30 protein-coding genes are annotated in these 24,429 nt (G+C 64.8%); 24 read left to right on the forward strand and 6 right to left on the reverse strand.

From position 1 onward, the window contains the following. Nucleotides 1-15 precede the first annotated feature (15 nt). The 3 genes from mshB (at nucleotide 16) to CH285_RS19690 (ending at nucleotide 1,634) form a co-directional block, all read left to right on the forward strand. Entirely contained in the window at nucleotides 16-909 is an 894-nt protein-coding gene (gene mshB, locus CH285_RS19685; protein WP_032369864.1) for an N-acetyl-1-D-myo-inositol-2-amino-2-deoxy-alpha-D-glucopyranoside deacetylase, read from the forward strand. A gap of 27 nt (nucleotides 910-936) precedes the next feature. Then, nucleotides 937-1,095: a hypothetical protein gene (locus CH285_RS28025; protein WP_008714214.1), complete on the forward strand. Its 159-nt coding sequence runs from the start codon at nucleotides 937-939 to the stop codon at nucleotides 1,093-1,095. Between the two features lie 86 nt (nucleotides 1,096-1,181). Further along, nucleotides 1,182-1,634: a hypothetical protein gene (locus CH285_RS19690; RefSeq protein WP_027498086.1), complete on the forward strand. Its 453-nt coding sequence runs from the start codon at nucleotides 1,182-1,184 to the stop codon at nucleotides 1,632-1,634. On the opposite strand, the gene CH285_RS19695 is transcribed toward CH285_RS19690, so the two are convergent. Genes CH285_RS19695 through CH285_RS19705 form a run of 3 tightly spaced genes read right to left on the reverse strand, consistent with a single transcriptional unit; the run spans nucleotide 1,561 to nucleotide 4,297 of the window. Then, nucleotides 1,561-2,262 (reverse strand): uracil-DNA glycosylase, encoded by a 702-nt coding sequence (locus CH285_RS19695; protein ID WP_027498085.1) that lies wholly within the window; start codon nucleotides 2,260-2,262, stop codon nucleotides 1,561-1,563. The two genes, CH285_RS19690 and CH285_RS19695, sit on opposite strands and share 74 nt — an antisense overlap. A gap of 41 nt (nucleotides 2,263-2,303) precedes the next feature. Continuing rightward, nucleotides 2,304-3,821: a PH domain-containing protein gene (locus CH285_RS19700; RefSeq protein ID WP_027498084.1), complete on the reverse strand. Its 1,518-nt coding sequence runs from the start codon at nucleotides 3,819-3,821 to the stop codon at nucleotides 2,304-2,306. Next, nucleotides 3,818-4,297, reverse strand: coding sequence for a PH domain-containing protein (locus CH285_RS19705; protein WP_032390336.1), 480 nt, complete (start codon nucleotides 4,295-4,297; stop codon nucleotides 3,818-3,820). Before CH285_RS19705 ends, CH285_RS19700 begins: the two co-directional genes overlap by 4 nt. Nucleotides 4,298-4,431: 134 nt before the next feature. Between CH285_RS19705 and CH285_RS19710 the strand changes: the two genes are divergently transcribed. The 5 genes from CH285_RS19710 to CH285_RS19730 all read left to right on the forward strand — a co-directional run bounded on the left by CH285_RS19710 (nucleotide 4,432) and on the right by CH285_RS19730 (nucleotide 10,189). Continuing rightward, on the forward strand, nucleotides 4,432-6,972 hold the full coding sequence (locus CH285_RS19710; protein ID WP_255032487.1) for a bifunctional FO biosynthesis protein CofGH: 2,541 nt from the start codon (nucleotides 4,432-4,434) through the stop codon (nucleotides 6,970-6,972). A gap of 36 nt (nucleotides 6,973-7,008) precedes the next feature. Next, nucleotides 7,009-7,764: a hypothetical protein gene (locus CH285_RS19715; protein WP_032369652.1), complete on the forward strand. Its 756-nt coding sequence runs from the start codon at nucleotides 7,009-7,011 to the stop codon at nucleotides 7,762-7,764. 114 nt (nucleotides 7,765-7,878) lie between these two features. Next, nucleotides 7,879-8,202 (forward strand): ferredoxin, encoded by a 324-nt coding sequence (fdxA, locus tag CH285_RS19720; protein ID WP_027498080.1) that lies wholly within the window; start codon nucleotides 7,879-7,881, stop codon nucleotides 8,200-8,202. A 4-nt stretch (nucleotides 8,203-8,206) separates the two neighbouring features. Next, nucleotides 8,207-9,310, forward strand: a complete 1,104-nt coding sequence (gene dapC / locus CH285_RS19725; RefSeq protein WP_032369651.1) for a succinyldiaminopimelate transaminase — start codon at nucleotides 8,207-8,209, stop codon at nucleotides 9,308-9,310. A 261-nt stretch (nucleotides 9,311-9,571) separates the two neighbouring features. Continuing rightward, nucleotides 9,572-10,189 (forward strand): LysE family translocator, encoded by a 618-nt coding sequence (locus CH285_RS19730; RefSeq protein WP_032369650.1) that lies wholly within the window; start codon nucleotides 9,572-9,574, stop codon nucleotides 10,187-10,189. Between the two features lie 13 nt (nucleotides 10,190-10,202). Here the strand turns inward: CH285_RS19730 and CH285_RS19735 are convergent, their stop codons facing one another. Further along, nucleotides 10,203-10,625: a hypothetical protein gene (locus CH285_RS19735; RefSeq protein ID WP_032369649.1), complete on the reverse strand. Its 423-nt coding sequence runs from the start codon at nucleotides 10,623-10,625 to the stop codon at nucleotides 10,203-10,205. Nucleotides 10,626-10,642: 17 nt separating this feature from the next. Here CH285_RS19735 and CH285_RS19740 point away from each other — a divergent pair, with 17 nt between their 5' ends. The 5 genes from CH285_RS19740 (at nucleotide 10,643) to CH285_RS19765 (ending at nucleotide 15,238) form a co-directional block, all read left to right on the forward strand. Further along, nucleotides 10,643-12,043, forward strand: coding sequence for an acyl-CoA synthetase (locus CH285_RS19740; protein WP_027498076.1), 1,401 nt, complete (start codon nucleotides 10,643-10,645; stop codon nucleotides 12,041-12,043). 47 nt (nucleotides 12,044-12,090) lie between these two features. Continuing rightward, nucleotides 12,091-12,750, forward strand: coding sequence for an SDR family NAD(P)-dependent oxidoreductase (locus tag CH285_RS19745; protein ID WP_032369647.1), 660 nt, complete (start codon nucleotides 12,091-12,093; stop codon nucleotides 12,748-12,750). A gap of 190 nt (nucleotides 12,751-12,940) precedes the next feature. Further along, the gene (locus CH285_RS19755) at nucleotides 12,941-13,453 is read left to right on the forward strand and encodes an OsmC family protein (protein ID WP_032369645.1); all 513 of its coding nucleotides are present in this window, start codon (nucleotides 12,941-12,943) and stop codon (nucleotides 13,451-13,453) included. Between the two features lie 4 nt (nucleotides 13,454-13,457). Beyond that, nucleotides 13,458-14,756 carry an O-acetylhomoserine aminocarboxypropyltransferase/cysteine synthase family protein gene (locus CH285_RS19760; RefSeq protein WP_032369644.1) on the forward strand — a complete coding sequence of 433 codons (1,299 nt, stop codon included), beginning with the start codon at nucleotides 13,458-13,460 and terminating at the stop codon, nucleotides 14,754-14,756. After that, a complete protein-coding gene (locus tag CH285_RS19765; protein WP_032369643.1) occupies nucleotides 14,753-15,238 on the forward strand; it encodes a CoA-binding protein in 486 nt (161 codons plus the stop codon). The genes CH285_RS19760 and CH285_RS19765 overlap by 4 nt, the downstream gene beginning before the upstream one ends. Before the next feature lie 3 nt (nucleotides 15,239-15,241). Here CH285_RS19765 and CH285_RS19770 read toward each other — a convergent pair whose 3' ends face one another. Next, complete coding sequence (locus tag CH285_RS19770; RefSeq protein ID WP_032369642.1) at nucleotides 15,242-16,003, reverse strand: SDR family NAD(P)-dependent oxidoreductase; 762 nt, start codon at nucleotides 16,001-16,003, stop codon at nucleotides 15,242-15,244. Between the two features lie 61 nt (nucleotides 16,004-16,064). On the opposite strand from CH285_RS19770, the gene CH285_RS19775 reads away from it, so the two are divergent. From CH285_RS19775 to CH285_RS19800, 6 genes are all read left to right on the forward strand, one after another. After that, nucleotides 16,065-16,649, forward strand: a complete 585-nt coding sequence (locus CH285_RS19775) for a TetR/AcrR family transcriptional regulator (RefSeq protein ID WP_032369641.1) — start codon at nucleotides 16,065-16,067, stop codon at nucleotides 16,647-16,649. A gap of 46 nt (nucleotides 16,650-16,695) precedes the next feature. Then, nucleotides 16,696-17,127 carry a DUF1810 domain-containing protein gene (locus CH285_RS19780; RefSeq protein WP_032369640.1) on the forward strand — a complete coding sequence of 144 codons (432 nt, stop codon included), beginning with the start codon at nucleotides 16,696-16,698 and terminating at the stop codon, nucleotides 17,125-17,127. Between the two features lie 10 nt (nucleotides 17,128-17,137). After that, nucleotides 17,138-17,593, forward strand: coding sequence for a 6,7-dimethyl-8-ribityllumazine synthase (locus CH285_RS19785; protein ID WP_032369639.1), 456 nt, complete (start codon nucleotides 17,138-17,140; stop codon nucleotides 17,591-17,593). Between the two features lie 123 nt (nucleotides 17,594-17,716). Then, on the forward strand, nucleotides 17,717-17,989 hold the full coding sequence (locus CH285_RS19790) for a nuclear transport factor 2 family protein (RefSeq protein WP_230592939.1): 273 nt from the start codon (nucleotides 17,717-17,719) through the stop codon (nucleotides 17,987-17,989). 116 nt (nucleotides 17,990-18,105) lie between these two features. After that, nucleotides 18,106-18,687, forward strand: a complete 582-nt coding sequence (locus tag CH285_RS19795) for a DUF222 domain-containing protein (RefSeq protein ID WP_176458858.1) — start codon at nucleotides 18,106-18,108, stop codon at nucleotides 18,685-18,687. Next, nucleotides 18,633-19,532, forward strand: a complete 900-nt coding sequence (locus CH285_RS19800; RefSeq protein ID WP_052068751.1) for an HNH endonuclease signature motif containing protein — start codon at nucleotides 18,633-18,635, stop codon at nucleotides 19,530-19,532. Before CH285_RS19795 ends, CH285_RS19800 begins: the two co-directional genes overlap by 55 nt. 110 nt (nucleotides 19,533-19,642) lie before the next feature. Here CH285_RS19800 and dapD read toward each other — a convergent pair whose 3' ends face one another. Next, nucleotides 19,643-20,596, reverse strand: coding sequence for a 2,3,4,5-tetrahydropyridine-2,6-dicarboxylate N-succinyltransferase (gene dapD / locus CH285_RS19805; RefSeq protein WP_032369638.1), 954 nt, complete (start codon nucleotides 20,594-20,596; stop codon nucleotides 19,643-19,645). 204 nt (nucleotides 20,597-20,800) lie between these two features. Between dapD and CH285_RS28030 the strand changes: the two genes are divergently transcribed. From CH285_RS28030 to CH285_RS19830, 5 genes are all read left to right on the forward strand, one after another. Further along, a complete protein-coding gene (locus tag CH285_RS28030; RefSeq protein ID WP_155288421.1) occupies nucleotides 20,801-20,944 on the forward strand; it encodes a hypothetical protein in 144 nt (47 codons plus the stop codon). A gap of 69 nt (nucleotides 20,945-21,013) precedes the next feature. Then, entirely contained in the window at nucleotides 21,014-21,934 is a 921-nt protein-coding gene (locus CH285_RS19815; protein ID WP_230592918.1) for an SMP-30/gluconolactonase/LRE family protein, read from the forward strand. 10 nt (nucleotides 21,935-21,944) lie between these two features. After that, nucleotides 21,945-23,030 (forward strand): succinyl-diaminopimelate desuccinylase, encoded by a 1,086-nt coding sequence (gene dapE / locus CH285_RS19820; protein ID WP_032369637.1) that lies wholly within the window; start codon nucleotides 21,945-21,947, stop codon nucleotides 23,028-23,030. A gap of 10 nt (nucleotides 23,031-23,040) precedes the next feature. Next, nucleotides 23,041-23,811: a TIGR00730 family Rossman fold protein gene (locus tag CH285_RS19825; RefSeq protein WP_045840749.1), complete on the forward strand. Its 771-nt coding sequence runs from the start codon at nucleotides 23,041-23,043 to the stop codon at nucleotides 23,809-23,811. Continuing rightward, complete coding sequence (locus CH285_RS19830; RefSeq protein ID WP_230074810.1) at nucleotides 23,808-24,371, forward strand: TIGR00730 family Rossman fold protein; 564 nt, start codon at nucleotides 23,808-23,810, stop codon at nucleotides 24,369-24,371. Before CH285_RS19825 ends, CH285_RS19830 begins: the two co-directional genes overlap by 4 nt. Nucleotides 24,372-24,429 lie beyond the last annotated feature (58 nt).

The raw sequence follows: 24,429 nt of genomic DNA on the forward strand, positions 1-24,429 counted from the left end.
GTGACAGAACAAGCGATGACGCAGCCGCAGAGGTTGCTGCTGGTCCATGCGCACCCGGACGACGAGAGCATCACCACCGGCGGGACCATCGCCCATTACGTGCGCGCGGGCGTGGACGTCACCGTGCTCACGTGCTCGCTCGGTGAAGAGGGTGAAGTGATCGGCGATACGTGGGCCGATCTCGTGGTCGACCGAGCCGACCAACTCGGTGGTTACCGGATTCTGGAACTGCATCGCGCGCTCGCGGCGTTGGGCTGTAACCCGCCCCGCTTTCTCGGTGGTGCCGGCCGCTGGCGAGATTCTGGAATGGCCGGAACCCCGGCTGCTCTCAAACCGCGCGCCTTCGTCAACGCAGACCGGCAGGAGGCGCTCGGGGCGCTCGTGTCGGTGATCCGCGAACTCAGGCCTCAGGTCGTCGTCGGTTACGACCCCGAGGGTGGCTACGGACACCCCGATCATCAGCAGGTCCACTCCCTGGTGACCGAGGCGGTCGAGGTCTGTGGAACGGACGCCCATCCCGCGGCCGGAGGTCCGTGGGAGGTAGCGAAGTTCTACTGGACCGTCACCGGCCGCGATCAGCTGGACGCGGGACTACGGGCGATCGCCGATATCCCCGAGGGGTGGCGCATGCCCCTCGACGGTGAGTTGCCGAGTGTGGCCGAGGACATGATCACCACCAGCATCGATGTCCGCGGTGTGCTCGACGCGAAGACCGACGCGTTGCGTGCGCACGCAACTCAGGTGACGGTTGCGCCCTCGGGTGCCGAGTACGCACTCTCCAACGACATCGTTCAGCCGATCCTGCTCGACGAGCAGTACGTACTCGTGCGGGGCGTGCTCGGCGCCGACGGGGCGGGCAGGGAGAACGACTTGTTCGCGGGCGTACTAGGCTGTGTTCCGAATCACTGATCTCATGACAACAGGGGCGGAACACACATGTACAACTGGGTAGTGCAGGACGCAATCGTCGCGTTCGTCGATTCTCTCAAGCCGCAGTTCGGCGCACAGGCAGATCTGTACCAGTACGTTCTGGGCCAGATCGCCATGGGTGCGAGCAACTTGCTCACCTCGCTGGGCTATCCGCCGGTTTCCTGAGTGCCGGTGCCCGGTTTTTCGAATGCGATGCCCGGTTTTCGAATGCGGTGCACTGAAACGACCCGGGCCAAGGCAGTATTGGGCGCATGATCTCGAAGGCCGCATCCAATACTGTCGCCCTGGTGTCGTGGGCGACGGTCGCAGTACTGGTGTTCGACGGCTTCCTGTCCGGAATCCTGTCGGTCTTCTTTCTCCCGACCTACGTGGGGTCGGTGCAGTTTCCCATCAGCGCGTTGCTCGGGGGCATCGCGAACGTCGCTCTGGTTCTGGCCGCGCGTAAGGTCGCCGAACGGCCGATCTGGGTGGCGTCGCCGCTGCTCGGATGGTTCGTCGCAGTAGTGCTGTGCATGTTCGGCGGCCCCGGCAACGATGTTCTGCTGCTGGCCGACTGGCGCACGATGCTGCTCATCGTGGCCGGTGCCGGGCCGGCGGGTGTGCTGCTGTTCATGTTCAGAATGAAAGCCATCACAGCAAGCGTGCGTGCCGACCCGCATTCCGGAGCACGTCCTCGATCATCGTCGGAGTCAGCAGTCCGGTGAATGTGTTTCGCTGACTGACGTGGTAGCTGGCGAACACGGTGATCGAGCCCAGATCGAGCTGCACGCCGTGACCGAATTTCGGTGCAGGCCTGGGTATTTCCCACCCGTTCGCGGCGAGAATCGGTAGCAGCGACTGCCAACCGAACGCCCCGAGCACGAGAATCGACTTCAGTCGCGGACGCAGCAAGCGCAATTCGTCGTCGAGCCAGGGGCGACACCGATCGCGCTCGGCGGGAGTCGGCTTGTTCTGCGGCGGAGCGCAGTGCACGGGGGCTGCAATACGAACTCCGTTGAGCGTCAGCCCGTCGCCGATGTGCGTCGCGGTCGGTTGGCTGGCGAGCCCGACGGCATGCATGGCTCGGTAGAGCACGTCTCCGCTGCGGTCCCCGGTGAACATCCGACCGGTGCGATTGCCGCCGTGGGCGGCCGGGGCGAGTCCGACGATCAACATCGACGCATCGGCCGGGCCGAAACTGGGAACGGCTCGCCCCCAATACGTTTCGTTGGCAAACGCGGCGCGCTTCTCGGCAGCGACCTGTTCGCGCCACTGCACCAGCCGTGGACAGGCGCGACACTGGGACACCGCCAGGTCGAGCTGCGCAATGGTCTGCGGGCGCTCCTTCTTCATCGGCTCCTTCTTTACCGGCTGCGTCTTCACGTGCTGCGTCTTTACGTGCTGCGTCGAAGCCAGACGTCCCCGGCACCCGGTGTGACGGCGTCGATCATGGCCCACGCGTTCTCGATGGGTATGTCGACCACCTCGTAGCGTCCGACGCCCGCCGGTGTCGCTGCCACGACGGTGCCCACGCCGGCGCGACGTTGGAAGAACGTCTGCCGCACCGTCCAACCGATGATGCCGCCGGCTTCGAGGCTGTGCCGGGTGCGGTCGAGCGATCCGTGCTGGGTGATCAGCCAGCCGGGCAGGACGGCGTGCCCGAGGCCGCGGTAGCGGTCGTGAGCGAGTCCGACGGCGGCCACGAACAGCACGGCCACGGCGATCCAGGCGAGGATCGGGATCGGTGCGCCGAGAGACTGCGCAATTCCCAGTCCGGCCGCGACGACGAGCAGCGGTAGAACCGCCCGGGTGTAGCGGCGTCGCCGCGCGGCAGGTCCGTGCTGCAGAAGCGGGCGGTCGGCATTGCCGTGCATGCCTGCATCGCCGAGCACCGTGGTCATCATGCGCAGCGCCTCGGCCCGCGGAGCCTGGGGAAGCAGTAGCGACGATTCCTTCTTCTCGGCGCTCACTCCGGTCATGATGGCGTCGAGTCGGGCCCCGCCGACCGACCTCAGTAGTAGAGGCAGCGACAGAGAAGTGCCGCGCAGTCTCTTGCGGTCGAGGGTCGACTGACGGGTGCGGAGCAGCCCGTGGCTGACGTGCAACGTGCGGCCCTGGTCGGTGACGGTCAGGTTGCCGTAGGTGATCAGGTATCGAACGCAGGCGAAGATGCTGGACACCACGAGGAGCACAATCAGTGCGAGGACGACGAACAGGGCGATGCCGAACCGTTGCGCCGATTCGACGCTGTTCGAGACCACCGACGTCTCCGCCAACGTTTGTCCGATGCCGTACTGGAACAGCACGCCCACTGCCGCGGCGATGGTGACGATGCCGGTGATGGAGAACGGCGCGAACCGCACCCACGAGAATTGCCAGTGTGCAATCTCGACCCCGGGATCGGCTGCGGCAACGGGCATTCCGTCGCTCGGCGTTGTTCGGCCCGACACTCGCTGCAGCAGTTCGCCGCGAAGCTCCGGCACCAGTGACGTGTCGAGGGCGTTGAGCTCGAAAGCCTCGCCTTTGCCCGCCTGCTGTCCGGTCCCGATGCGGAGAATGGACAGGCCGAGCACCCGGTGCAGTACATTCGCTTCCACGTCGACCGACCGAATCCTGTTGCGCGGAATGGACAGTACTTTCTTCTGCAGTACGCCGGTGCGCAGTTGTACGTGCACCGGCCCGATCCGGTAGCTGGTGGTGAACCAGCGCGCAATCGCGAACACGACGACGACCGCGAGGATGCCCAGACTCCAGTAGTGATTACCGCTCTGACTGCCGACGAAGAACGAGATCAGCAATACCGGCAGGATCTTGATGCCCTCGTTCACCGGATGCACCAACAACATTCGCTTGTCCAGGCGCAACCACGGCTGCTCCTCTTCGACTGCCAGCAACTCCGCCTGATCGGTCATGTGGCATCTCCGACGGTGCGGCCGGCGATATCGGTCAGTCGCGCGACGGTCTCGTCCGCAACGGCCTGATCGAGTGCGGTGATCTTCACCGCGCCCGCCGACGATGCCGTCGTCACGGTGACCGTCGCCAACCCGAGCAGACGATCGAGTGGTCCGCGCTCGGTGTCCACGGTCTGCACCCGCGAGATGGGGGCGATGCGTCGTTCTTGGCTGAGCCAACCGGTGCGGGTGTACACGGCGGTGTCGCTGATCTCCCAGCGGTGCACGCGGTAGCGCCACTGCGGCACGATCGCGAGGTGCAGTGCGGTCAGCACGACCGATACGACGAGGACGGTGACATGAAGCCAGGACGTCCGGTTCGAGTCGACGAAAAACCAGACGATCTGAGCGATGAACACCGGTAGCCACAGCAGTCCGGCGCTCAGTGTCCAGAGCAGACGCGCACGGGGAGAAGGCTGCCACTGTGGGTCTGTCATCGTTGTCACGGTACAAACCTAGCGCTGCCCCGTCGTGCGCGTTGTGCGCCCTTCCGGGTACGCAAAACGCGCACAAGGGCCGCAGGCCCACCCGCGGGTGGCACGTGCGTACCAAGAAGGCGCATGATCGACTGGTGACTTCGCAGCCTGATACCGCTCCAGCCGCCTCCGCCATGCGCCGCGTCCTGCGTCGCGCCCGCGACGGGGTGTCGCTGAACGTCGACGAGGCAACCGTCTTGCTGCACGCTCGCGGTGACGACCTCGTGGATCTGATGGCGTCGGCATCCCGGGTTCGCGATGCCGGGTTGGAGTCGGCAGGCCGTCCCAAGACCGTGTCGTATTCACGCAAGGTGTTCGTGCCCATCACGCGGTTGTGCCGCGATAAGTGCCACTACTGCACGTTTGTCACGGTGCCGGGCAAGCTCAATGCGGCCGGGCACGGGATGTTCATGGATCCCGACGAGATCATCGACGTCGCCCGCAAGGGGGCCGAGTTGGGCTGCAAGGAGGCGCTGTTCACGCTCGGCGACAGGCCGGAGGAGCGGTGGCCCGAGGCCAAGGCGTGGCTGGACTCACGCGGCTACGACTCGACTCTGGACTACGTGCGCGCGATGTCGATCCGGGTGCTCGAGGAGACCGGCCTGCTGCCGCATCTCAATCCCGGAGTGATGTCATGGCAGGAACTCTCGCGCCTCAAGCCGGTGGCCCCCTCGATGGGCATGATGCTCGAGACCACCTCGCGTCGGCTGTTCGAGGAGAAGGGGCAGGCGCATTACGGCAGTCCCGACAAGGATCCCGAGGTTCGGCTGCGCACGCTGACCGACGCGGGCCGGCTCAACATTCCCTTCACGACGGGCATCCTCGTCGGTATCGGTGAGACGTTGCGGGACAGGGCCGAGTCCATCATGGCAATTCGTAAGGTGCACAAGTCTTTCGGTCATGTGCAAGAGATCATCGTGCAGAACTTCCTGGCCAAGTCCGATACCGCGATGCGGTCGGTGCCCGACGCCGGTCTCGAAGAATTCCTGGCGACCATCGCGGTGACGCGCATGGTGGTCGGTCCGTCGATGCGAATTCAGGCCCCGCCGAACCTCGTCGCAGCGGAGGAGACCGCCGCGTTGCTCGGCGCAGGCGTCGACGATTGGGGCGGTGTCTCGCCGCTGACTCCCGACCACGTCAATCCCGAGCGGCCCTGGCCGAACCTCGACACTCTCGCCGAGTTGTCGGCGGCCGCCGGTTACACGCTCGTGGAACGTACTGCCGCGCAGCCGCAGTACGTGTTGGCCGGTGCACCGTGGATCGACCCGCGAATCTCGGCACACGTGCGGGCAGTGGCCGACCCGGAGACCGGGATGGCACGCGAGGGCGTCAACCCGACCGGTCTGCCGTGGCAGGAGCCCGACGAGGAATGGGAGTCCTCGGGACGGGTGGATCTGAACACCGAGATCGACACCGAGGGCCGCAACACCGAGACGCGCTCGGATCTGGCGAACGCGTTCGGCGACTGGGATTCCATTCGTGAGCAGGTGCGCGATCTGGCCGGTCTCGAACGAGTCGACCGCGACCTGGTGTCGGCATTGACAGCAGCGGAGAAGGACCCGGCCGGTCTGTCGGACGAGCAGTACCTCGCACTGGCGACGGCCGAGGGCCCCGGCATGGACGCCGTCGCTGCGCTGGCCGACGATCTGCGCAAGCAGGTCAACGGGGACACCGTCACCTACGTGGTGAACCGGAACATCAACTTCACCAACATCTGCTACACCGGATGCCGTTTCTGCGCGTTCGCCCAGCGCAAGGGTGACGCGGACGCGTTCACGCTGTCCACTGCCGAAGTGGCCGACCGTGCGTGGGAAGCGCACGTGGTCGGTGCCACCGAGGTGTGCATGCAGGGCGGCATCGACCCGGAGCTGCCGGTGACGGGCTACGCCGATCTGGTCCGTGCGGTCAAGGCGAAGGTGCCGTCGATGCACGTTCATGCGTTCTCGCCGATGGAGATCGTCAACGGGGCCTCGCGCGGTGGTCAGTCGATCCGCGAGTGGCTCACGGAGCTGCGCGCTGCCGGCCTGGATTCGATTCCGGGTACCGCTGCGGAGATCCTCGACGACGAGGTCCGCTGGGTGCTGACCAAGGGCAAGCTGCCGGCAGCAGAGTGGATCGAGGTGATCACCACCGCGCACGAGGTGGGCCTGCGATCGAGCTCGACGATGATGTACGGCCACGTCGACAATCCGTCGCACTGGGTCGGGCATCTGAACGTACTCAAGAAGATCCAGGACAAGACCGGTGGATTCACCGAGTTCGTGCCGCTGCCGTTCGTGCACCAGTCGTCGCCGCTGTATCTGGCGGGTGCCTCGCGTCCCGGCCCGACCAATCGGGACAACCGTGCGGTGCATGCTCTGGCCAGGATCATGCTGCACGGCCGTATCGACAACATTCAGACGTCATGGGTGAAATTGGGAATCACGGGTACACAGGCGATGCTGAACGGAGGCGCGAACGATCTGGGCGGGACCCTGATGGAAGAGACGATCTCGCGCATGGCGGGTTCGCAGAACGGTTCGGAGAAGACCGTCGCGGAACTGCGCGAGATCGCCGACGGCATCGGACGACCGGTTCGTCAGCGCACCACCACGTACGGCCCGGCACCGGCGGTGTCGGTCGCCGGCCTGATCTGACCTGCAGGTCTTTACCCGAAACGGAGTTTGCCCGACATGGACGACCGTCGAGTCGCCGCGGTACTGAGCAGTGCCGTCGCCATCATTCATCCCGTGCTCGACATCCTGGCTACGCGTGACCCGATCGGACTGAAGGGACGGACGTTCCGCGAGTCCTCCGCGGACGATTCGACCCTCGACAACGTCATCGACTTCCTGGCCAAGGCGTTCGACACCACCGACTTCCCGGGCACCGCCGGCTGGGAGAAGCTCGACAGCGATGCTCGTTCGCAGTGGTGGGTCAATCGCATCGGAGCTCTCAACACTGTCGCGGTGGCCTTCCCCGGCGTCTTCGGCATCCTGGTCAACCGTCTGCCGATCCAGGATCTGCTCGGGTTCGCCAACCAGGCGATGGTGCTCGTCGCCGTGGCTCGCGAATCCGGAGTGACCGACCGCGAGACGCATGTGGCGCTGCTCGGGTCGGTGCTGTGCAAGCGTGATCTGACGTCCTTGGCCGACAGTGCTCCTGCGAAGAAGGAAGAATCGCCGAAATCCGGACCGTTCGCACTGCTGCGCGGAATGTGGCAGATCGCCAACGTGCTGCGCGACGTGGCAGGCGAGTTGGAGAAGCGCCCGCATCCACGCGGGTTCTACCGGGTACTCGGAGCCATCCCGCTCGTCGGTGGCGTCGCCGGATATCTCGGTGAGCGGGGCGCGCTGTCGCGCGCTGCCAAGCAGGGACGCAAGTGGCTCGCCGCCCACAAGACGGCGTCGGCATCGGTGACCCCGCCCGCGAAGCAGCTTCGGCGATAGCAGGCCGGAGCAGGTGAGGTCACCCTGGTCGGATTGTCCCAGGTTCGGACCGCGATACTAGGATGCTGAGGGCGCGAGAGTGCCCACGATCTATACAAGGAGGGGAGAGCAGCAGTGACCTACTCGATTGCAGAACCGTGCGTAGATGTACTGGACAAAGCGTGCATCGAAGAGTGCCCGGTGGATTGCATCTACGAGGGTAACCGAATGCTGTACATCCACCCCGACGAATGCGTCGACTGCGGAGCCTGCGAACCCGTGTGCCCCGTCGAGGCCATCTTCTACGAAGACGACGTGCCCGAGCAGTGGAGTGCATACGTCAGCGCCAACGTCGATTTCTTCGACGATCTCGGATCTCCGGGTGGCGCAGCGAAACTCGGCAAGACCGACTACGACCCACCGTTCATCAAGGCTCTGCCTCCCATGGGCGAGAACTGACGCCTTGGCACGCAGAGCGGTGGCAGCGACGCTGCCCGACTTTCCGTGGGACTCGCTGACCGCTGCCAAGGAGAAGGCGTCGGCGCACCCGGACGGCATCGTGAATCTGTCGGTCGGCACGCCCGTCGACCCGGTCGCCGAGGTGATTCGGGTTGCGTTGAACTCGGTGGCCGACGAGCCCGGGTACCCGACGACCGTCGGTACCGCCGCGCTGCGGGAGGCCGCGGTGGCGTCGCTCGAACGTCGCTACTCGATCACCGGTATCTCGACCGACGCGGTGCTTCCGGCCATCGGCACCAAGGAAATGATCGCCTGGTTGCCGAGTCTGCTGGGTCTGGGTGCCGATGATCTTGTCGTCATCCCCGAATTGGCGTATCCCACATACGAAGTGGGTGCGCTGCTCGCCGGTGCACGAATTCTTCGTGCAGACGGACTGAATCGTCTCGGCCCCGAACGCGCCTCGCTGATCTTCGTCAACTCGCCGTCGAACCCGACGGGGAAGGTGCTCGGAGTCGAGCACCTGCGCAAGGTCGTCGAGTGGGCCCGTGAGCGCGACGCCATCGTCGTCTCCGACGAGTGCTACCTGGGTCTGACCTGGGAAGCCGACGCAGTCTCGGTGCTCGATCCTCGCGTCTGCGACGGCGATCACACCAATCTCCTTGCAGTGCACTCACTCTCGAAGACCTCGAATCTGGCCAGCTACCGCGCCGGTTTCGTCACCGGCGACGCGGCCCTGATCGCCGAGTTGCTCGAGGTCCGCAAGCACGCAGGCATGATGGTGCCGCTCCCCATTCAGGCCGCCATGACCGCAGCTCTGGCCGACGACGAGCACGAGAACATCCAGCGAGAGCGATACCGCGCCCGGCGAACGACTTTGAAGTCTGCCGTCGAGGCAGCCGGATTCCGCGTCGACCACTCGGAGGCCGGGTTGTACCTGTGGGCCACCCGCGACGAGCCGTGCCGCGACACCGTCGACTGGCTCGCCGAACGCGGCATCCTCGCCGCACCGGGAGAGTTCTACGGACCGAACGGTGGCAAACACGTCCGCATCGCACTGACCGCGACGGACGAGCGCATCGAGGCTGCGGCGGCCCGCCTGCGCGGTTAGCCGAGCTTCCTGGTGCGCTGAGTGTTGTAGTGCGCTGACTGTCCACTATTCGGCCCGATCGACGGGATCCCGCTTCTCGATGTGAATTGTGGACACTCACCTCAGTTGGCTTCGGCCCCGCTGACGCCGCTGAAGGGTGCGGTCTTGAGGTGCGCTGAGTGTCCACTATTCGGCCCGATCGACGGGATCCCGCTTCTCGATGTGAATTGTGGACACTGAGCTCAGTTGGCCCCTGCTCGGATCGGGTGTTCTCATGTACCCATGACCCTCAGCCTGCTGCTCAGCTTCGCCGGTGTGTGCTTTCTGCTGGCGATTCTGCCCGGGCCGGATTCGTTTCTGGTGCTCCGCTACAGCATCGGCGGCCTCAAGCCAGGCGTCGCTGCGGCGATGGGTGTCGCGATCGGCGGACTGTTCTGGGCCGTGCTGGTCGCTGTCGGGTTGGCGGCGATCGTCGAGCAATCCGCGACGGCGTACCGCGTCGTCAAAGTTCTCGGTGGGTTGTACCTGCTGTACCTAGGAGTGAGGGCTTTTCGAGCCCGCCGGAAGAACAAGGTGGCAGGCGGGCCGTTGGTCCCGGTGGCGGCATCCGCATGGTCGGCGTTCGGAGCAGGCGTTCTTTCGTGCGCTCTAAATCCCAAAGTAGGACTGTTCTATCTCGCGGTGGTACCGCAGTTCCTCAATGTGGTCACGTTCACCGGTGCCATGACGCTCGGTCTGGTCGAGGTGATTGTCGCTGCCGTGGTGATGGGAGTGTTCTCCGTTCTCGCCTCACGCGCTGTGACGCTGCTGCGTAAACCGGCCGTGACCGACTGGCTGGACCGCATCAGCGCTGGATTCCTCGTCGCCCTCGGAATCGGAACGGTGGCGTCCTCGGCCTAGTTGCGGTGGACCGTCAGTCGAGACCCGGCTCCCCGACGTCCCATCCGCCGCGCCTGATGCGCAGGATGTAGACCAATTCGTTGCTGCCGAAGGCTTCGACGGTGGTGAACCGCTTCGGTTCGGCGTTGACCTCGGGGTTGCGCGCGTGCGCCTCCTCGTAGAGCTGAGTCGCTCGGAGGTCGGCCAACTCCACTCGCGTCCAGAAATCGTCGGACTGCACCGAGTAGACCAGTCGCGGTGCCCCGTCACTGACGTGCGCGAGGTCGATGTCCTCGTCGTCGGAGTCCTCGTCCTCGAGGTCCAGGTCGAGGACGTCTTCGGAATCGACGTCCTGTTCGGCGTCGGTTCCGATCAGATAGACACCCGCCTGCAGGTCACCGGCGGCGACCGTCATGTACTCGGCGTAGTCGCCGGTGTCGATTCCGTCCACGTCCATGTCTGTACGGTAGCCATGTGCTGCTTCGTTCACTGAACCCACTCGCCGTTGCGCGGGGAGACGATATTCCCGACGCCGTCACCATCGACGGCATCTCGCTCTCTCGTGCCGACATCCTGGGCGCGGCTACCTCTGTTGCCGAGCGCATCGGCCGGGCAGATCGGCTCGCCATCCACGCGACGCCATCGGTGAAAACGGTGCTCGCCGTCGTCGGTGCGTTGATTGCCGGCGTCACCGTTGTTCCCGTCCCACCGGATGCAGGCTCGGCCGAACGTGAGCACATCCTCCGCGATTCGGGTGCGCAGGCGTGGCTCGGCGAAGCGCCGCCGGACACCGCGGGTCTGACGGTTCTGCCGGTGCGTCAGCACGCACGGTCGTGGCACAGCTACCCCGAGCCGCAGCCGTCGTCGATCGCGTTCGTGCTCTACACCTCCGGCACCACCGGCCCACCGAAAGGTGTGTTGATTTCTCGCAGCGCCATCGCGGCCGGGCTCGACGCGTTGGCGCAGGCCTGGAGCTGGACGTGGAAAGACACTCTGGTGCACGGTCTTCCGCTGTTTCACGTGCACGGACTGATTCTCGGGTTGCTCGGCCCACTGCGAGTCGGCAGCCCGCTGATCCACACCGGCAAACCGACTCCCGAGCTCTATGCGGCAGCGCGGGGTTCTCTGTATTTCGGGGTGCCGACCGTATGGTCGCGCGTCGCCGCGGACGAGACGTCGGCCCGCGCCCTGGCCCACGCCCGACTATTGGTGTCCGGCAGTGCGCCGCTCCCGGTTCCGGTGTTCGAGAAGCTGCGTGAGTTCACCGGTCAGGCTCCGATCGAGCGGTACGGCATGAGCGAAACCCTCATCACCATCAGCACCCGCGCCGACGGTGAACGTCGGCCAGGATCGGTGGGGCTGCCCGTCGCAGGCGTCGAAACCCGACTGCTGGGCGAGAAGGGCGACATCCTGCCGCACGACGGCGAATCCATCGGCGCATTGCAGATCCGCTGCCCCATGCTGTTCGACGGCTACCTGAACAACCCCGAGGCGACGGCGAAGACCTACACCGAGGACGGGTGGTTCGACACCGGGGACGTCGCGCTCATCGAGCCCGACGGGTTCCACCGCATCGTCGGGCGAGCCTCGACCGACCTGATCAAGTCCGGCGGCTATCGCGTCGGCGCGGGGGAGATCGAGACCGTGCTGCTGGGGCACCCGAGCGTGGACGAGGTGGCCGTCGTCGGCCTGCCGGACGACGATCTGGGTCAACGCATCGTGGCGTTCGTCGTCGGTACCGAGGTCGAGGACCGAGTGCTCATCGACCTGGTGGCCACCGAACTGTCGATCCACAAGCGGCCCCGGGAGATTCGCGTCGTCGACTCGCTGCCGCGCAATGCCATGGGCAAGGTGCAGAAGAAGCTCCTCGGCTGACTCCGCGTTGTGAGCGCGAGTCGGGTGAAACGCGCTAGCTTCGAGTCATGAACCTGGACGGCGCACGCATTCTCGTATTCGGTGCCAGTGGCGGGCTCGGCGGTCCGATCGTCGAGCAACTCGCCCAGGCCGGCGCGCGGCTGACCATCAGCGGACGCAGCCTCGAGTCCTCGGAGCAGCACGCGGTCAATGCCGATCTGACGCTGCCGGATTCGGCTCGCTCGGTAGTCGCGGAGGCCGTCGAACACCACGGCGGTCTCGACGGGATCGTGATCGCCGCCGGTGTCGTGGCGTTCGGTCCGGTCACCGAGGTCGACGACGACACCGTCGACGAGCTGCTGCTGCTCAACTACCTGGCACCGCTGCGCATCATGCGTGAAGCGCTGACCACTCTGGATCAGGGTGGATTCGTGCTCAACATCAGTGCGGTGGTCGCAGACAAGCCGATGCCCAACATGGGTGCCTACTCGGCGAGCAAGGCCGCGGCGAGTGCGCTGCTGAAAAGTGTTCGCACAGAGGCACGGAAGTCGAAGATCCGTATCGTCGACGTACGGCCTCCGCACACCGAGACGGGGCTGGCGACGCGGCCGATCGCCGGGCAGGCACCGAAACTACCGCAGGGCCTGACGCCGGAGGCGGTAGCAGCACGGATCGTCGCCGCGATCACCGACGACGAAACCGACGTCGGCGCAGACCAGTTCTCTTAGGCTATTGTCGGCACCGTGACCGAGACACATGTGACCGACGCGGGCAGAAGGCTCGTGCGTCGTCGCACCATCGATCTGTGCCTGGTCTGCACTTCTTCCTGTTCGTAACTGTCGATCGAACCCAGCCCCGACGAGCTCCACACGCTCCTCGGGTCGTTCCGGCAACCTTTTTCGACGAACAGGATCACTCATGACCACATCTGTCTCCCATCTCGGTGGCGTCATCGCTGCCACCGACGACGCAGTACGCGCGGACGCGAAGAACGCTCACGCTGTATTCCGTGCCTCCGTCACCGCGCACGATGCCGTCGCCAGCACCGTCACACTCGGCAAGTTCAGCGTCGAGGTCGACGAGCCGCCGGCCCTCGGCGGTGAGAACACGGCCGCCAATCCCGTGGAGTACTACCTCGCGTCGCTGCTGTCCTGCCAGGTGGTCACCTACCGCGTCTGGGCCGAGAAGCTCGGTATCGTCGTCGACGACATCAAGGCGAAGGCCGAGGGCGACCTCGACGTACGTGGCTTCTTCGGGTTCGACGACGACGTGCGGCCGGGATTCGGTGAGGTGCGCGTCGTCGTGACGGTCACCGGGCCCGAGACCCGTGAGCGGTACGAGGAATTGCAGCAGGCCGTGGACGATCACTGCCCGGTACTGGATCTCACGCTTAACCCCACGCCGATCCACACCGTCCTCGAAACGGCCTGACGTCATGAGTGAGCGAACATTCGGCCTGCGTACCAGAGCAATTCACGCCGGCGCGCGGCCCGACTCGGCAACCGGTTCGCGTGCGGTGCCGATCTATCAAACGGCGAGCTACGTGTTCGAGGATTCTGCTGACGCAGGGGATCTGTTCGCTCTGCAGAAGTACGGCAACGTCTACAGCCGCATCGGTAACCCGACGGTCGCCGCCTTCGAGGAGCGCATCGCGAGCCTCGAAGGCGGCATCGGGGCGGTCGCGTTCGCCAGCGGGCTCGCGGCCGAGTTCGCGGTGTTCGCCGCGCTGGCCGGCACCGGTGATCACATCGTCGCGGCAGCCGGACTCTACGGCGGAACCGTGACGCAACTCGACGTGACACTGCGGCGCTTCGGCGTCGAGACCACCTTCGTTCCCGGCACGGACCCGGCCCATTATGCGGCGGCGGTAACAGATTCGACCAAGTTGATCTACGCGGAGGTCATCGGAAACCCCTCCGGTGAAATCGCCGATCTCGAGGGTCTCGCCGCGGTCGCGCACGATCATGGGATCCCGCTGGTGGTCGACGCGACTATGGCGACACCGTGGTTGAGCCGGCCGATCGAGTTCGGAGCCGACATCGTCGTCCACTCGGCAACGAAGTTTCTCGGCGGTCACGGCTCCACGCTCGGCGGCGTCGTGGTGGAGTCCGGTCGATTCGATTGGGGCCGAGGCAAGTTCCCGCAGATGACCGAGCCGGTGGCCTCGTACGGGGGCCTGTCGTGGTGGGGCAACTTCGGGGAGTACGGATTTCTCACCAAACTGCGCAGTGAGCAACTGCGCGACATCGGTGCAGCACTGGCTCCGCACTCTGCCTTCACGCTGATCCAGGGCGTCGAGACGTTGCCGCAGCGCATGGACGCGCACGTGGCCAATGCGCGCGTCGTCGCCGAGTGGCTCGAGGCTGACCCACGCATCGAGTACGTGAGATGGGCTGGATTGCAGAGTCATTCGCACCACGATCGCGCCGCGAAATATCTGCCCTCGGGTCCGGGTGCGGTGTTCGCATTCGGCATCGAAGGTGGTCGGGATGCCGGCCGAACGTTCGTCGAGAGCGTCCAGGTGGCCAGTCACGTCGCGAACATCGGCGACGTACGTACCCTGGTCATCCATCCGGCCAGCACCACCCACCGACAGCTCAGCGATGATCAACTGGCCGGCGCGGGGGTGGGGCCCGAACTCATTCGGATCAGTGTCGGCCTCGAAGACGGCGAGGACCTGCTGTGGGATCTCGATCAGGCCTTGACGCTGGCAACCGGGAAGGCGCGGTCATGAGCGAACGAACCTGGCAGGGACCCTCCGCTCAGGACCGTCAGCGGATCTTGCGTGAGACGAAAACCGTCGCGATCGTCGGTGCGTCCAAGAACCCGTCGCGAGCAAGCTATTTCGTCAATCGGTATCTGTCCTCGACAAGCAACTACGAAATATTTCTCGTCAATCCGACGGTCTCGGACATCGAAGGAACGACCGTCTATCCGACTCTCGCGGATCTACCGAAGAGTCCGGACCTGGTCGACGTCTTTCGCAAGTACGACGATCTCCCGGAGGTGTTGGGCGAAACCATTGCTGCGCAGGCGAAGACGATCTGGTTGCAGCTCGGGTTGTGGCACGAGCAGGTGGCCCACGACGCCGAGGCAGCCGGATTGAACGTCGTCATGGACCGGTGCCTCAAGATCGAACACGCCCGCTTCCACGGCGGGCTGCACTTGGCCGGATTCGACACGGGAGTGATCGATTCGCGTCGAATGCGGGGTTAGGGGTCAGGCCTTCAGTAGGCGACCGCTGATTATCGCGGCCAACGATCGTGGCGCGAGACGCACACTGCCGGCGCTGATCTTGTTGGAAAGGCCGGACACGACGCTGGCAGGGGTACGGCGAGAATCCAAGGCGCGCATAGCCGTCGAGACCACCTGCTTGGAGGTCTGGAAGTTGCCCACTGCGGCATCCTCGGATCCGACGACGTCGAAGAACTCGGTGCGCGTCGGGCCGGGGGAGAGAGCGAGGATCTTCAGCGGTGACGTGCGGTACTCGTAGGCGAGCGCCTCGGTGAAGTTCAGTACGAAGGCCTTCGTCGCCCCGTAGACCGCCATGTTCGGAGTGGGCTGGTACGCAGCGGTACTCGCGATGTTGATCAACGCACCGGTCAGATTCGGCAGAAACGCATGTGTCAGATCCACCAGCGCACTGACGTTCAATGCGATTTCCGACGCCACCCGCGCCGGATCCTCGTCGCGAAAGCGCCCGTGGGTCCCGAATCCTGCATTGTTGACCAGCGTCGTGGGTGTTATCCCTTTGTTGGCCAACGTCTTTCGTAGTGACTCGCCGATGCCCGGTACGCCCAGGTCCATGGCGACGGCGGTCGCAGTGACGCCGTGGTCTGCTTCGATGCGGCGGGCAAGCGTCTCGAGTCGGTCCGCCCGGCGTGCCACGAGGACGACGTTCTCGCCGCGTGCGGCAAAGCGATGTGCGAATTCCTCGCCGAGGCCGGAGCTCGCCCCGGTGATGAGTGCTGTGGATGTCATGCGAGCAAATGTAGGCACTGTCAGCATTGTTGTCAACGCCAACATCGCCTAGGGTGAGTCCATGGCAACGGAGCGCTACCACCACGGTGATCTGCGCGCGGTGCTCCTGGAGGAGGCCGAGCAGAGCATCGCCCGCGACGGCGTGGATGCGCTGTCGCTGCGGCAGTTGGCCCGAGACGTGGGTGTCAGTCACGCAGCCCCCGCGCGCCACTTCCGCGACAAGCAAGCATTGCTGGATGCGTTGGCGCTGCACGGCTTTCAGGAAATGAATCGGCGAATGGTCGACGCGGCCACCGGTCCGGGAGAGCTGCTGGCCAAGTTTCGTGGTGTCGCCCGCGCCTACCTGGGTTTTGCCGTCGAACACCCGCAGCTCTTGGACGTCATGTACAGCACCAAGCATCACCCCGAGGCCAGCGAACAACTCAAAGACGTTGCGCACGAAAGCATGGCGGCGACGGAATCCTTGCTGCACGCTGCGATGGACGCGGGAGTCATCACCGAAGCATCGCCTGCCGTCCTCGCCCGCGTCGCGTTCGCGAGCGTCCACGGACTCGCCGTGCTCGCCGCCGGCGACCTCCTCGACGGCATGCCTGCCGATGACCTACTCGACGCCACGGTCGACACCCTGCTCCGCGGATTCACCTGACCGGGTCGTTCCGCAGGCTCCACTCCTGTGTCGCTAAGTTGTCGGTATGACCGAATACGACCTGCAACGCTTCGTCGACGCCCAGGATCCCGTCTGGAACGTCGTGGTCAAGGAGTTGAAGGCAGGCCGGAAACAGACTCACTGGATGTGGTTCGTGTTTCCGCAGTTGGCCGGCCTGGGCCGCAGTGCCACCGCTCAGCACTTCGGCATCGCAGACCTGACCGAGGCCGAGCTGTACCTGTCCCACGAAGTTCTCGGGCCACGCCTGAAGAAAGCCGCGCAGCTCACTCTTGCGGTCGAGGGCAGCACGGTCGACGAGATCTTCGGTTACCCGGACAATCTGAAGCTGCACTCGTCCATGACGCTTTTCGCCGAAGCTACCAAGGGACAGTCCGTTTTCGTCGAAGTGTTGCAGAAGTATTTCTCCGGCGAATTCGATGGCGCAACACTCGACTTGCTCGACGAGCGATACCGCTAGCATCGCATCCATGACCACTCCACTCGCCGGATCCATTGCCTTCGTCCATGCCACCTGGCATTTGGACATCGTCGATCGTGCGCGGGTGGGTTTCTCCGCCGAACTCGAGCAGTTGGGCCATGTCGACACCGCAGTCGACGTCTTCGAGGTGCCCGGAGCATTCGAGATCCCGCTGCACGCGCAGCGGCTCGCCAGAACCGGAAAGTATGCGGCGATCGTCGCCGCAGCGCTCGTCGTGGACGGCGGAATCTACCGACACGACTTCGTCGAAACGGCGGTGATCGACGGGCTGATGCGGGTGCAGCTCGACACCGACGTCCCCGTGTTCTCGGTGGTCCTGACTCCACATCACTTCCACGAACACGCCGATCACAACGCCTTCTTCACCGCGCACCTCGAAACCAAGGGTGCCGAGGCCGCGCGCGCCGTGGTCAAGACACTGGCTTCGCTCGGAACCATCGGCTGACGCTGCCGCAGGCAGACCGGTGGTCGACGTGCGATCCGTGCTCGCGGAGCTCGAACGGCGTGAACCCATTTCCACCGCCGTGAGTACGGCATCACGCGTGAAGATTTCGATCGTCTGACCGATATCGATTTCTGGGAGGTCGGTGCGTCCGGTACCCGATACGACCGTGACGAGGTGTGGGCCGTTCTCGAGAAGCGCTATCGACAGGACCCGTCAGGAGACCACGACGTCGACTGGGAAACCAGCGATTTCGAGGTCCGTGAGGTTGCCCCGGACACGTACTTGCTGACGTACACCTTGCTGCAGGTCGACAGACTTACGCGGCGAGCGACGCTCTGGCAGCGACGCGCGGGGGAGTGGACAATCCTGTATCACCAGGGGACCGTTGTGCTCTAGGCATTTCTCTTACCATGGGCCACCGACAGGTTGCGATTCACGAATCCTTATGCACAGCAATAGTTTTCGATTGCACCATCATTGTGTATCGAACACGCGTTCGATACACTTGGTCCATGATGACGGAGATCTGGCAACTGAGCGAAAGCGAACTTCTCGCCGACGCTGCTGATGTCTCCCACCGAATCCAACTGCTCGAAGCCCGGCGGATCGCCCTCGTCGCTGACATCGACATTCGCGTGAGCCGGGAGAAGCTCGGGTTCCCCGGACCCGCAGGGTGGCTGACCTCCACCACCCTCCTCACCCCGAGCAAGGCGAACAAGATCGTTGCCCTCGCCCGCGGGTTGAAGAACTTCCCCGACATCGCCGACGCCGTGAACACCGGCGTCATGTCCGTCGACCACGCCGCCCTGATCCTCACCTTCGCCGAAACACCCCCGAAGAACCTCCCTCAAGAGGGTCGCGATGCCGCACGTAAAGCTCTGATCGCCGCCGCAACCGGGCCCGAAGCCCGCACCGACCGCATCCGCGCAGCCATCACCAAGTTGCAGGACACCTTCGGCGGCAAGAAGCCACCCGCCGAGGACACCGACCGCAACGAACTCTTCGCCTCGAAACCCTCAACGGACGTCTCGTGGCGAAGATGGATTTCGATGCGATCACCGGAGAAAAGCTGCTCACCGCACTTTCCCCGTTGACCGAACCTCGGCCCGCAGCCGACGGCACCCCCGACGAACGCAGTCCTGCGAGGCGACGCGCCGACGCATTCGGGCAGATCCTCGACCACTACCTCGCCTCGAAGGATCGCCCCACCGAAGGCGGAGAGAGACCCCACATCAACCTGCACATCCGGTTGCAGGACCTCCACAGCCTGAGCGGTCAGAACAGCGACGACATCACCGACGACGAAACCACCCGCGCTGCAGCAGAATCCGACAACGCCGATCCAGCCGACCCGGTGGACATCGACGCCGGCAACCCGATCCACTCCGACCCAATACACTCCGACCCGACCGAGTCGGACGCGGCGGATGAACTCGAGACCGGCAGCGCTGCCGGACCGAGCCCGGATCGCGGCGCGTATCGGGACTTGTTCGGTGACGGCACGTCGGTCGGGTGGCTGCCCTGGATGGGACCCCTCTCCCGCAACACCTCTCGCCAACTCGCCTGCGACTGTGTTCTCACCGCCATCGTCATGGACGAGAACGGCAACCCGTTGAACCTCGCCCGCACCGCCCGTACCGTCACCGCGAAACAGAAACGTGCGTTGACGGCCCGCGATCACGGCTGCGCGTTCCCGGGCTGCGGAAAACCCGCCGCCTGGACCGAAGGTCACCACATCTGGCACTGGACCGACGGCGGCCCCACCGACATGGACAACCTCGTCCTCCTGTGTGGATTCCACCACCGACTCATCCACCACAGTGACTGGGAAGTGTTCATCGGCACCGACAACCACCCGTGGTTCGTCCCACCCGCCACCGTCGACCCCTACCGACAACCGAGACAATCCCACGTCCGAGCCGGCCCCCACATCGCATAGGTCCGCGCAAACACGCACCAGCCCCACACAAATACACCAGCCCCGCACCGAAAACACGGTGCGGGGCTGGAAGAGATTGTCCGACTAATCGATTGGAGTCGATCAGGCTCTCAGTCGTTGGCGTGCAACGCTGCGTTCAGCTCGACGCCGGTGCCCTTCCACGGCACAACCTCGACCGCACCCGAGAGCGAGTTACGACGGAACAGGAGGTTGGACTTGCCGCTCAGCGTCGCCGCCTTCACCACAGTTCCATCCGGTCCACTGACCTTCGTTCCGGCGGTGATGTACAGCCCCGCCTCGACGACGCAGTCGTCACCGAGTGAAATGCCGAGTCCGGAGTTGGCACCGAGCAGGCAGCTCTTGCCGACGGAGATGACGTTCTTGCCGCCACCGGACAGCGTGCCCATGATCGACGCACCGCCGCCCACGTCGGAACCGTCACCCACCACGACGCCCGCGGAGATGCGTCCCTCGACCATCGAGTTACCGAGCGTGCCTGCATTGAAGTTGACGAAGCCCTCGTGCATGACCGTCGTTCCACTGGCCAGATGAGCACCGAGGCGCACACGGTCGGCGTCGGCGATGCGGACGCCGGTGGGAACGACGTAATCGACCAGACGCGGGAACTTGTCCACGCCGTAGACGGTTACCTGGCCGCGGGCACGTAGCTTCGCACGCACAGTCTCGAAGCCCTCGACCGCTGCGGGTCCGAAGTTGGTCCAGACGACGTTGGCGAGCAGTCCGAACAGTCCGTCGAGATTCTGACCGTGCGGCTCGACCAGGCGATGCGACAGCAGATGCAGTCGTAGGTACGCGTCGTGGGCGTCGATCGGAGCATCGTCCAGAGATGCGATGTTGGTGCGCACTGCGACGACCTCGAGGCCGCGCGCCTCGTCCGCACCGACCAGCGCGGCCAGCTCCGCGGGGATGTCGGATCCTTCGAGCCGAGTCGTGCCGGCCTCGAGATCGGACCCGAGCTCCGGGCTCGGAAACCAGGTGTCGAGAACTACGCCCGATGTCGTGATGTTGGCAATACCTACTGCTGTTGCTCCCTGTGCACTCACGGCTCGAAGAATACGCGGTGGTGCGTCGTGCGTGGTTCGGTGACTGGGCGCCGCAGGTTCCCAGGTGATTTCCGGGCACACCGACCGGCGGTAGTCGCCGGTTCGGTCACGACGGCGGTTCGTTATCCGTTCGACTGACGAGCGTGACCACATCGGGATTCGCGGAGACCTGCCCGGGGCCGGTGGGCTGACAGAGTGACGACAATGACCACCCGCAGGATTTCGCTCGGAAGAGGAGCAGTGTCGATGATGGCCGACGGGATGTCGTTCACCGGGTTGGTGGCAACCTTCGCTTCGACCATCATTCTCGGAGTCGCTTTCGGCTTGGTTGTCGCCGAGGCGTGGTAGAAATGCCCATCGGCTGACAGGGGGTCGCCGTAGGCGGGGGATTCCATGAGTTCGAGCAGGTCAATAGCTATGCGTTCGATATTCTCGGTGGTCGCTGCAACACTCCTGGCGGTGACCGGTGTGGTAGCCGGTTCCGGTACCGCAGCCGCCGCACCCAACTGCGCCGGAGTCGGTGGGAAGTCGGCAGAGGTCGCGAAAATTCCGGGGGCTGCGCTGGAGGGCCTTGCCGTCGATGGGTCGGGCCGCGCGTATGTCACCGATATCGTCTCGGGCCGGGTGTACCGCATCGACGCACCTGGACAGCCCGCGTATCCCATTGCGAAGGTTCCCAGCGGCGGCGGCGGAGCTCTGGCGTGGATGCCCGACGGGACGCTCCTGGTCGGCTACGGTGCCGATCCCCGTGTATTCGTCGGAGACGTCGTCAAGGCCGCCGGCATCGTTCGACTCGACATCGACACCCTTGCCGTCACTCCCTTTGCGAAGGGACTCAGTGCAGCCAACGGACTCGCCGTTGCTGCGGACGGAACCGTCTACGCTACCAACGACTTCGGTTCGCTCATCGGCCGCATCAGCCCCGACGGTTCTGTCGACCCGAGCTGGGCGCGCTTGCCGAGCGCCAACGGCGCGGTGCTCGATTCCGCTGGGAAATATCTCTACGTCTCTCGGACTTTCGTGAACGCGGGCGTCAGTCGAATTCCGATTGCAAATCCGTCGGCACCGGAAGACCTGCTCGATCTGAAGGGGCTCGACTCGTTGGCTGCCCCGGACGGTCTCACTCTCGACGCCGCCGGCCGTCCGGTGGTACCGCTCAATGCAGGCGGTTCCGTCGTCCGCATCGATGCTCCGGGGGTCACCTGCTTGATCGGTACCGGCACTCGGTTGACCAGTGTCGTCTCCTACGGTCGCTCCGAGCAGGGGTTTTCGAGCGGAAGATTGTTCGGCGCAGGCTTCGACGGCGTGGTCCGCGAGATTCCGGGGCCCAAAGCCTAGGGTTGTCGCCGTGACGCTCGATTTGCATGCCGACCCGATAGACCTCACCGCAGCGCTGGTGGACATCCCCAGCGTCAGTGAGGACGAGTCGCGTATCGCCGACGAGGTGGAGCAGGCACTCCGTGAGCAGACCACGGGCTTCGAGATAATTCGGAGCGGCAACGCCGTCCTGGCCAGAACCAACCGCGGGCTGGGTTCACGGGTGATGCTCGCCGGTCATCTCGACACCGTGCCGATTGCCGACAACGTCCCGTCGCGGCGCGAGCACGAGAGCGCCGAGGGGGACATCCTGCACGGCTGCGGGACCGTCGACATGAAGTCGGGCGATGCGGTGTTTCTTCACCTCGCCGCGACGATCGACAACCCGGCACACGACCTGACTCTGGTGTTCTACGACTGCGAAGAGATTGCTGCCTCACGCAACGGTCTCGGTCGCATCGAACGTGAGCTACCCGAATGGCTGAACGCCGATGTGGCGATTCTGGGCGAACCGTCCGGAGGGTTCATCGAAGCCGGTTGTCAAGGCACACTGCGTGTTCGGCTGACGGCGTCGGGAACCCGAGCGCACAGTGCCCGATCCTGGTTGGGCGACAACGCCATTCACAAGTTCGGTGCGGTGCTCAATCGGCTGGCGGCCTACCACGCTCGTAGCGTCGATATCGACGGATGCGTATATCGCGAAGGGCTGCAAGCAGTTCGGATCGCCGGAGGGGTGGCGGGCAACGTCGTCCCCGATGCCGCCGAGCTCGACGTCAATTTCCGCTTCGCACCGGACCGCAGTGTCGACGAGGCCGTCGAGCATGTCCGTGAGGTGGTCGACGGACTCGATCTCGGATTCGAGGTGACCGACTCGTCACCGGGTGCGCTGCCCGGGCTGAACCAGCCTGCTGCCGCTGCCCTCATCGAGGCAGCGGGTGGACAGTTCCGGGCCAAGTACGGCTGGACCGACGTCTCCCGGTTCTCCGCCCTCGGCATACCCGCAGTCAACTACGGACCGGGCGATCCCAACCTCGCCCACAAGCGCGACGAGCGCGTCCCGGTCGAACAGATCACCCACGTCACACAGGTTCTACGGAGCTACCTCTCCGCCGGATAGCCTGAACGCCATGAACAGCGTCGACGACCCAGGTAGTTACGAACAGATCGGCAGCGAAAAGCCCGCCAAACACAAGGGATCCGTCGTACTTCGCCGCGGTCGAAACACCGAGACGTCCACGTCGGACCAACGATTGCTCGACGAACGCGGATCCGGCAATTGGATCCACTCGGACACCTGGCGCGTGCTGCGCATTCAGAGCGAATTCGTCGAAGGTTTCGGTGCTCTGGCCGAGGTGCCGCGAGCGGTGACGGTGTTCGGTTCGGCGCGCACACCCGTCGACCATCCCGAATACGAGCGGGCGCGTGAACTCGGAGCTGCCCTGGCGCGTGAAGGCTTCGCCGTGATCACCGGCGGCGGTCCCGGTGTGATGGAGGGCGCGAACCGCGGCGCGAGCGAGGCCGACGGGTACTCCATCGGACTGGGCATCGAGCTGCCGTTCGAGCAGGGCCTCAACGACTGGGTCGATCTCGGTGTCAACTTTCGATACTTCTTCGTACGCAAGACCATGTTCGTCAAGTACTCCCAAGCGTTCGTGTGCCTGCCCGGAGGCTTCGGTACTCTCGACGAACTCTTCGAGGCGCTCACACTCGTGCAGACCGCGAAGGTCACACGATTCCCGATCGTGTTGCTGGGCAAGGACTTCTGGTCGGGATTGCTCGACTGGATCAAGACCACTCTCGTGAAAGAAGGCAAGGTGTCCGAGAAGGACCTCGACCTCATCCATTGCACCGACAGCGTCGACGAGGCCGTCCGCATCGTCCGGGAGGCCCAGCAGTGAGCGTGCAGCCGGTCGGCGTTTCGGGGATCAGCGTGTGTGTCTACTGCGCATCGGGACCGGTCGACGCGTCGTTCATCGATCTGGCGCGTGAGGTCGGTACCGAGATCGGTCGACGTGGTTGGCAGCTGGTGTCGGGCGGCGGCAACGTCTCGATGATGGGCGCGGTGGCCGCGGCGACACGCGCAGCCGGAGGCAACACCGTCGGTGTCATCCCGAAAGCGCTCGTGCACCGCGAGGTCGCCGACGTCGATGCCGACGAGTTGATCGTCACCGACACGATGCGTGAGCGGAAGAAGATCATGGAGGACCGAGCCGACGCGTTCATCACGTTGCCCGGCGGCATCGGAACGCTCGAAGAACTCTTCGAGACGTGGACGGCCGGCTATCTGGGCATGCACAGCAAGCCGATGGTGATGCTCGATCCGTTCGGGCACTTCGACGGCCTGATGCAGTGGATCGACGGTCTGAGCTCCACCGGGTTCGTGCAGCAACGAGCGCTCGACGCGCTCGTGCGCACCACTTCTGTCGACGAGGCCCTGGACGTGTGCGGCGCGTTGTGAAAGTTCACCAACCGAGCCCGCCTGACGAAGTGCTGGAAGTTGTTACTCTCTAGTAGGG

Source organism: Rhodococcus sp. 05-2256-B1 (genome assembly GCF_002258465.1).
Taxonomy (GTDB): Bacteria; Actinomycetota; Actinomycetes; order Mycobacteriales; family Mycobacteriaceae; genus Rhodococcoides; species Rhodococcoides fascians.

Excerpts from the sequence above, each read along its gene's own strand:
- mshB (WP_032369864.1), top strand. The coding sequence starts at position 16 with ATGACGCAGCCGCAGAGGTTGCTGCTGGTCCATGCGCACCCGGACGAC.
- CH285_RS28025 (WP_008714214.1), top strand. The coding sequence starts at position 937 with ATGTACAACTGGGTAGTGCAGGACGCAATCGTCGCGTTCGTCGATTCT.
- CH285_RS19690 (WP_027498086.1), top strand. The coding sequence starts at position 1,182 with ATGATCTCGAAGGCCGCATCCAATACTGTCGCCCTGGTGTCGTGGGCG.
- CH285_RS19695 (WP_027498085.1), bottom strand. The coding sequence starts at position 2,262 with ATGAAGAAGGAGCGCCCGCAGACCATTGCGCAGCTCGACCTGGCGGTG.
- CH285_RS19700 (WP_027498084.1), bottom strand. The coding sequence starts at position 3,821 with ATGACCGATCAGGCGGAGTTGCTGGCAGTCGAAGAGGAGCAGCCGTGG.
- CH285_RS19705 (WP_032390336.1), bottom strand. The coding sequence starts at position 4,297 with ATGACAGACCCACAGTGGCAGCCTTCTCCCCGTGCGCGTCTGCTCTGG.
- CH285_RS19715 (WP_032369652.1), top strand. The coding sequence starts at position 7,009 with ATGGACGACCGTCGAGTCGCCGCGGTACTGAGCAGTGCCGTCGCCATC.
- CH285_RS19730 (WP_032369650.1), top strand. The coding sequence starts at position 9,572 with ATGACCCTCAGCCTGCTGCTCAGCTTCGCCGGTGTGTGCTTTCTGCTG.
- CH285_RS19735 (WP_032369649.1), bottom strand. The coding sequence starts at position 10,625 with ATGGACGTGGACGGAATCGACACCGGCGACTACGCCGAGTACATGACG.
- CH285_RS19745 (WP_032369647.1), top strand. The coding sequence starts at position 12,091 with ATGAACCTGGACGGCGCACGCATTCTCGTATTCGGTGCCAGTGGCGGG.
- CH285_RS19755 (WP_032369645.1), top strand. The coding sequence starts at position 12,941 with ATGACCACATCTGTCTCCCATCTCGGTGGCGTCATCGCTGCCACCGAC.
- CH285_RS19760 (WP_032369644.1), top strand. The coding sequence starts at position 13,458 with ATGAGTGAGCGAACATTCGGCCTGCGTACCAGAGCAATTCACGCCGGC.
- CH285_RS19765 (WP_032369643.1), top strand. The coding sequence starts at position 14,753 with ATGAGCGAACGAACCTGGCAGGGACCCTCCGCTCAGGACCGTCAGCGG.
- CH285_RS19770 (WP_032369642.1), bottom strand. The coding sequence starts at position 16,003 with ATGACATCCACAGCACTCATCACCGGGGCGAGCTCCGGCCTCGGCGAG.
- CH285_RS19775 (WP_032369641.1), top strand. The coding sequence starts at position 16,065 with ATGGCAACGGAGCGCTACCACCACGGTGATCTGCGCGCGGTGCTCCTG.
- CH285_RS19780 (WP_032369640.1), top strand. The coding sequence starts at position 16,696 with ATGACCGAATACGACCTGCAACGCTTCGTCGACGCCCAGGATCCCGTC.
- CH285_RS19785 (WP_032369639.1), top strand. The coding sequence starts at position 17,138 with ATGACCACTCCACTCGCCGGATCCATTGCCTTCGTCCATGCCACCTGG.
- CH285_RS19795 (WP_176458858.1), top strand. The coding sequence starts at position 18,106 with ATGATGACGGAGATCTGGCAACTGAGCGAAAGCGAACTTCTCGCCGAC.
- CH285_RS19800 (WP_052068751.1), top strand. The coding sequence starts at position 18,633 with ATGGATTTCGATGCGATCACCGGAGAAAAGCTGCTCACCGCACTTTCC.
- CH285_RS28030 (WP_155288421.1), top strand. The coding sequence starts at position 20,801 with ATGACCACCCGCAGGATTTCGCTCGGAAGAGGAGCAGTGTCGATGATG.
- CH285_RS19815 (WP_230592918.1), top strand. The coding sequence starts at position 21,014 with ATGCGTTCGATATTCTCGGTGGTCGCTGCAACACTCCTGGCGGTGACC.
- CH285_RS19825 (WP_045840749.1), top strand. The coding sequence starts at position 23,041 with ATGAACAGCGTCGACGACCCAGGTAGTTACGAACAGATCGGCAGCGAA.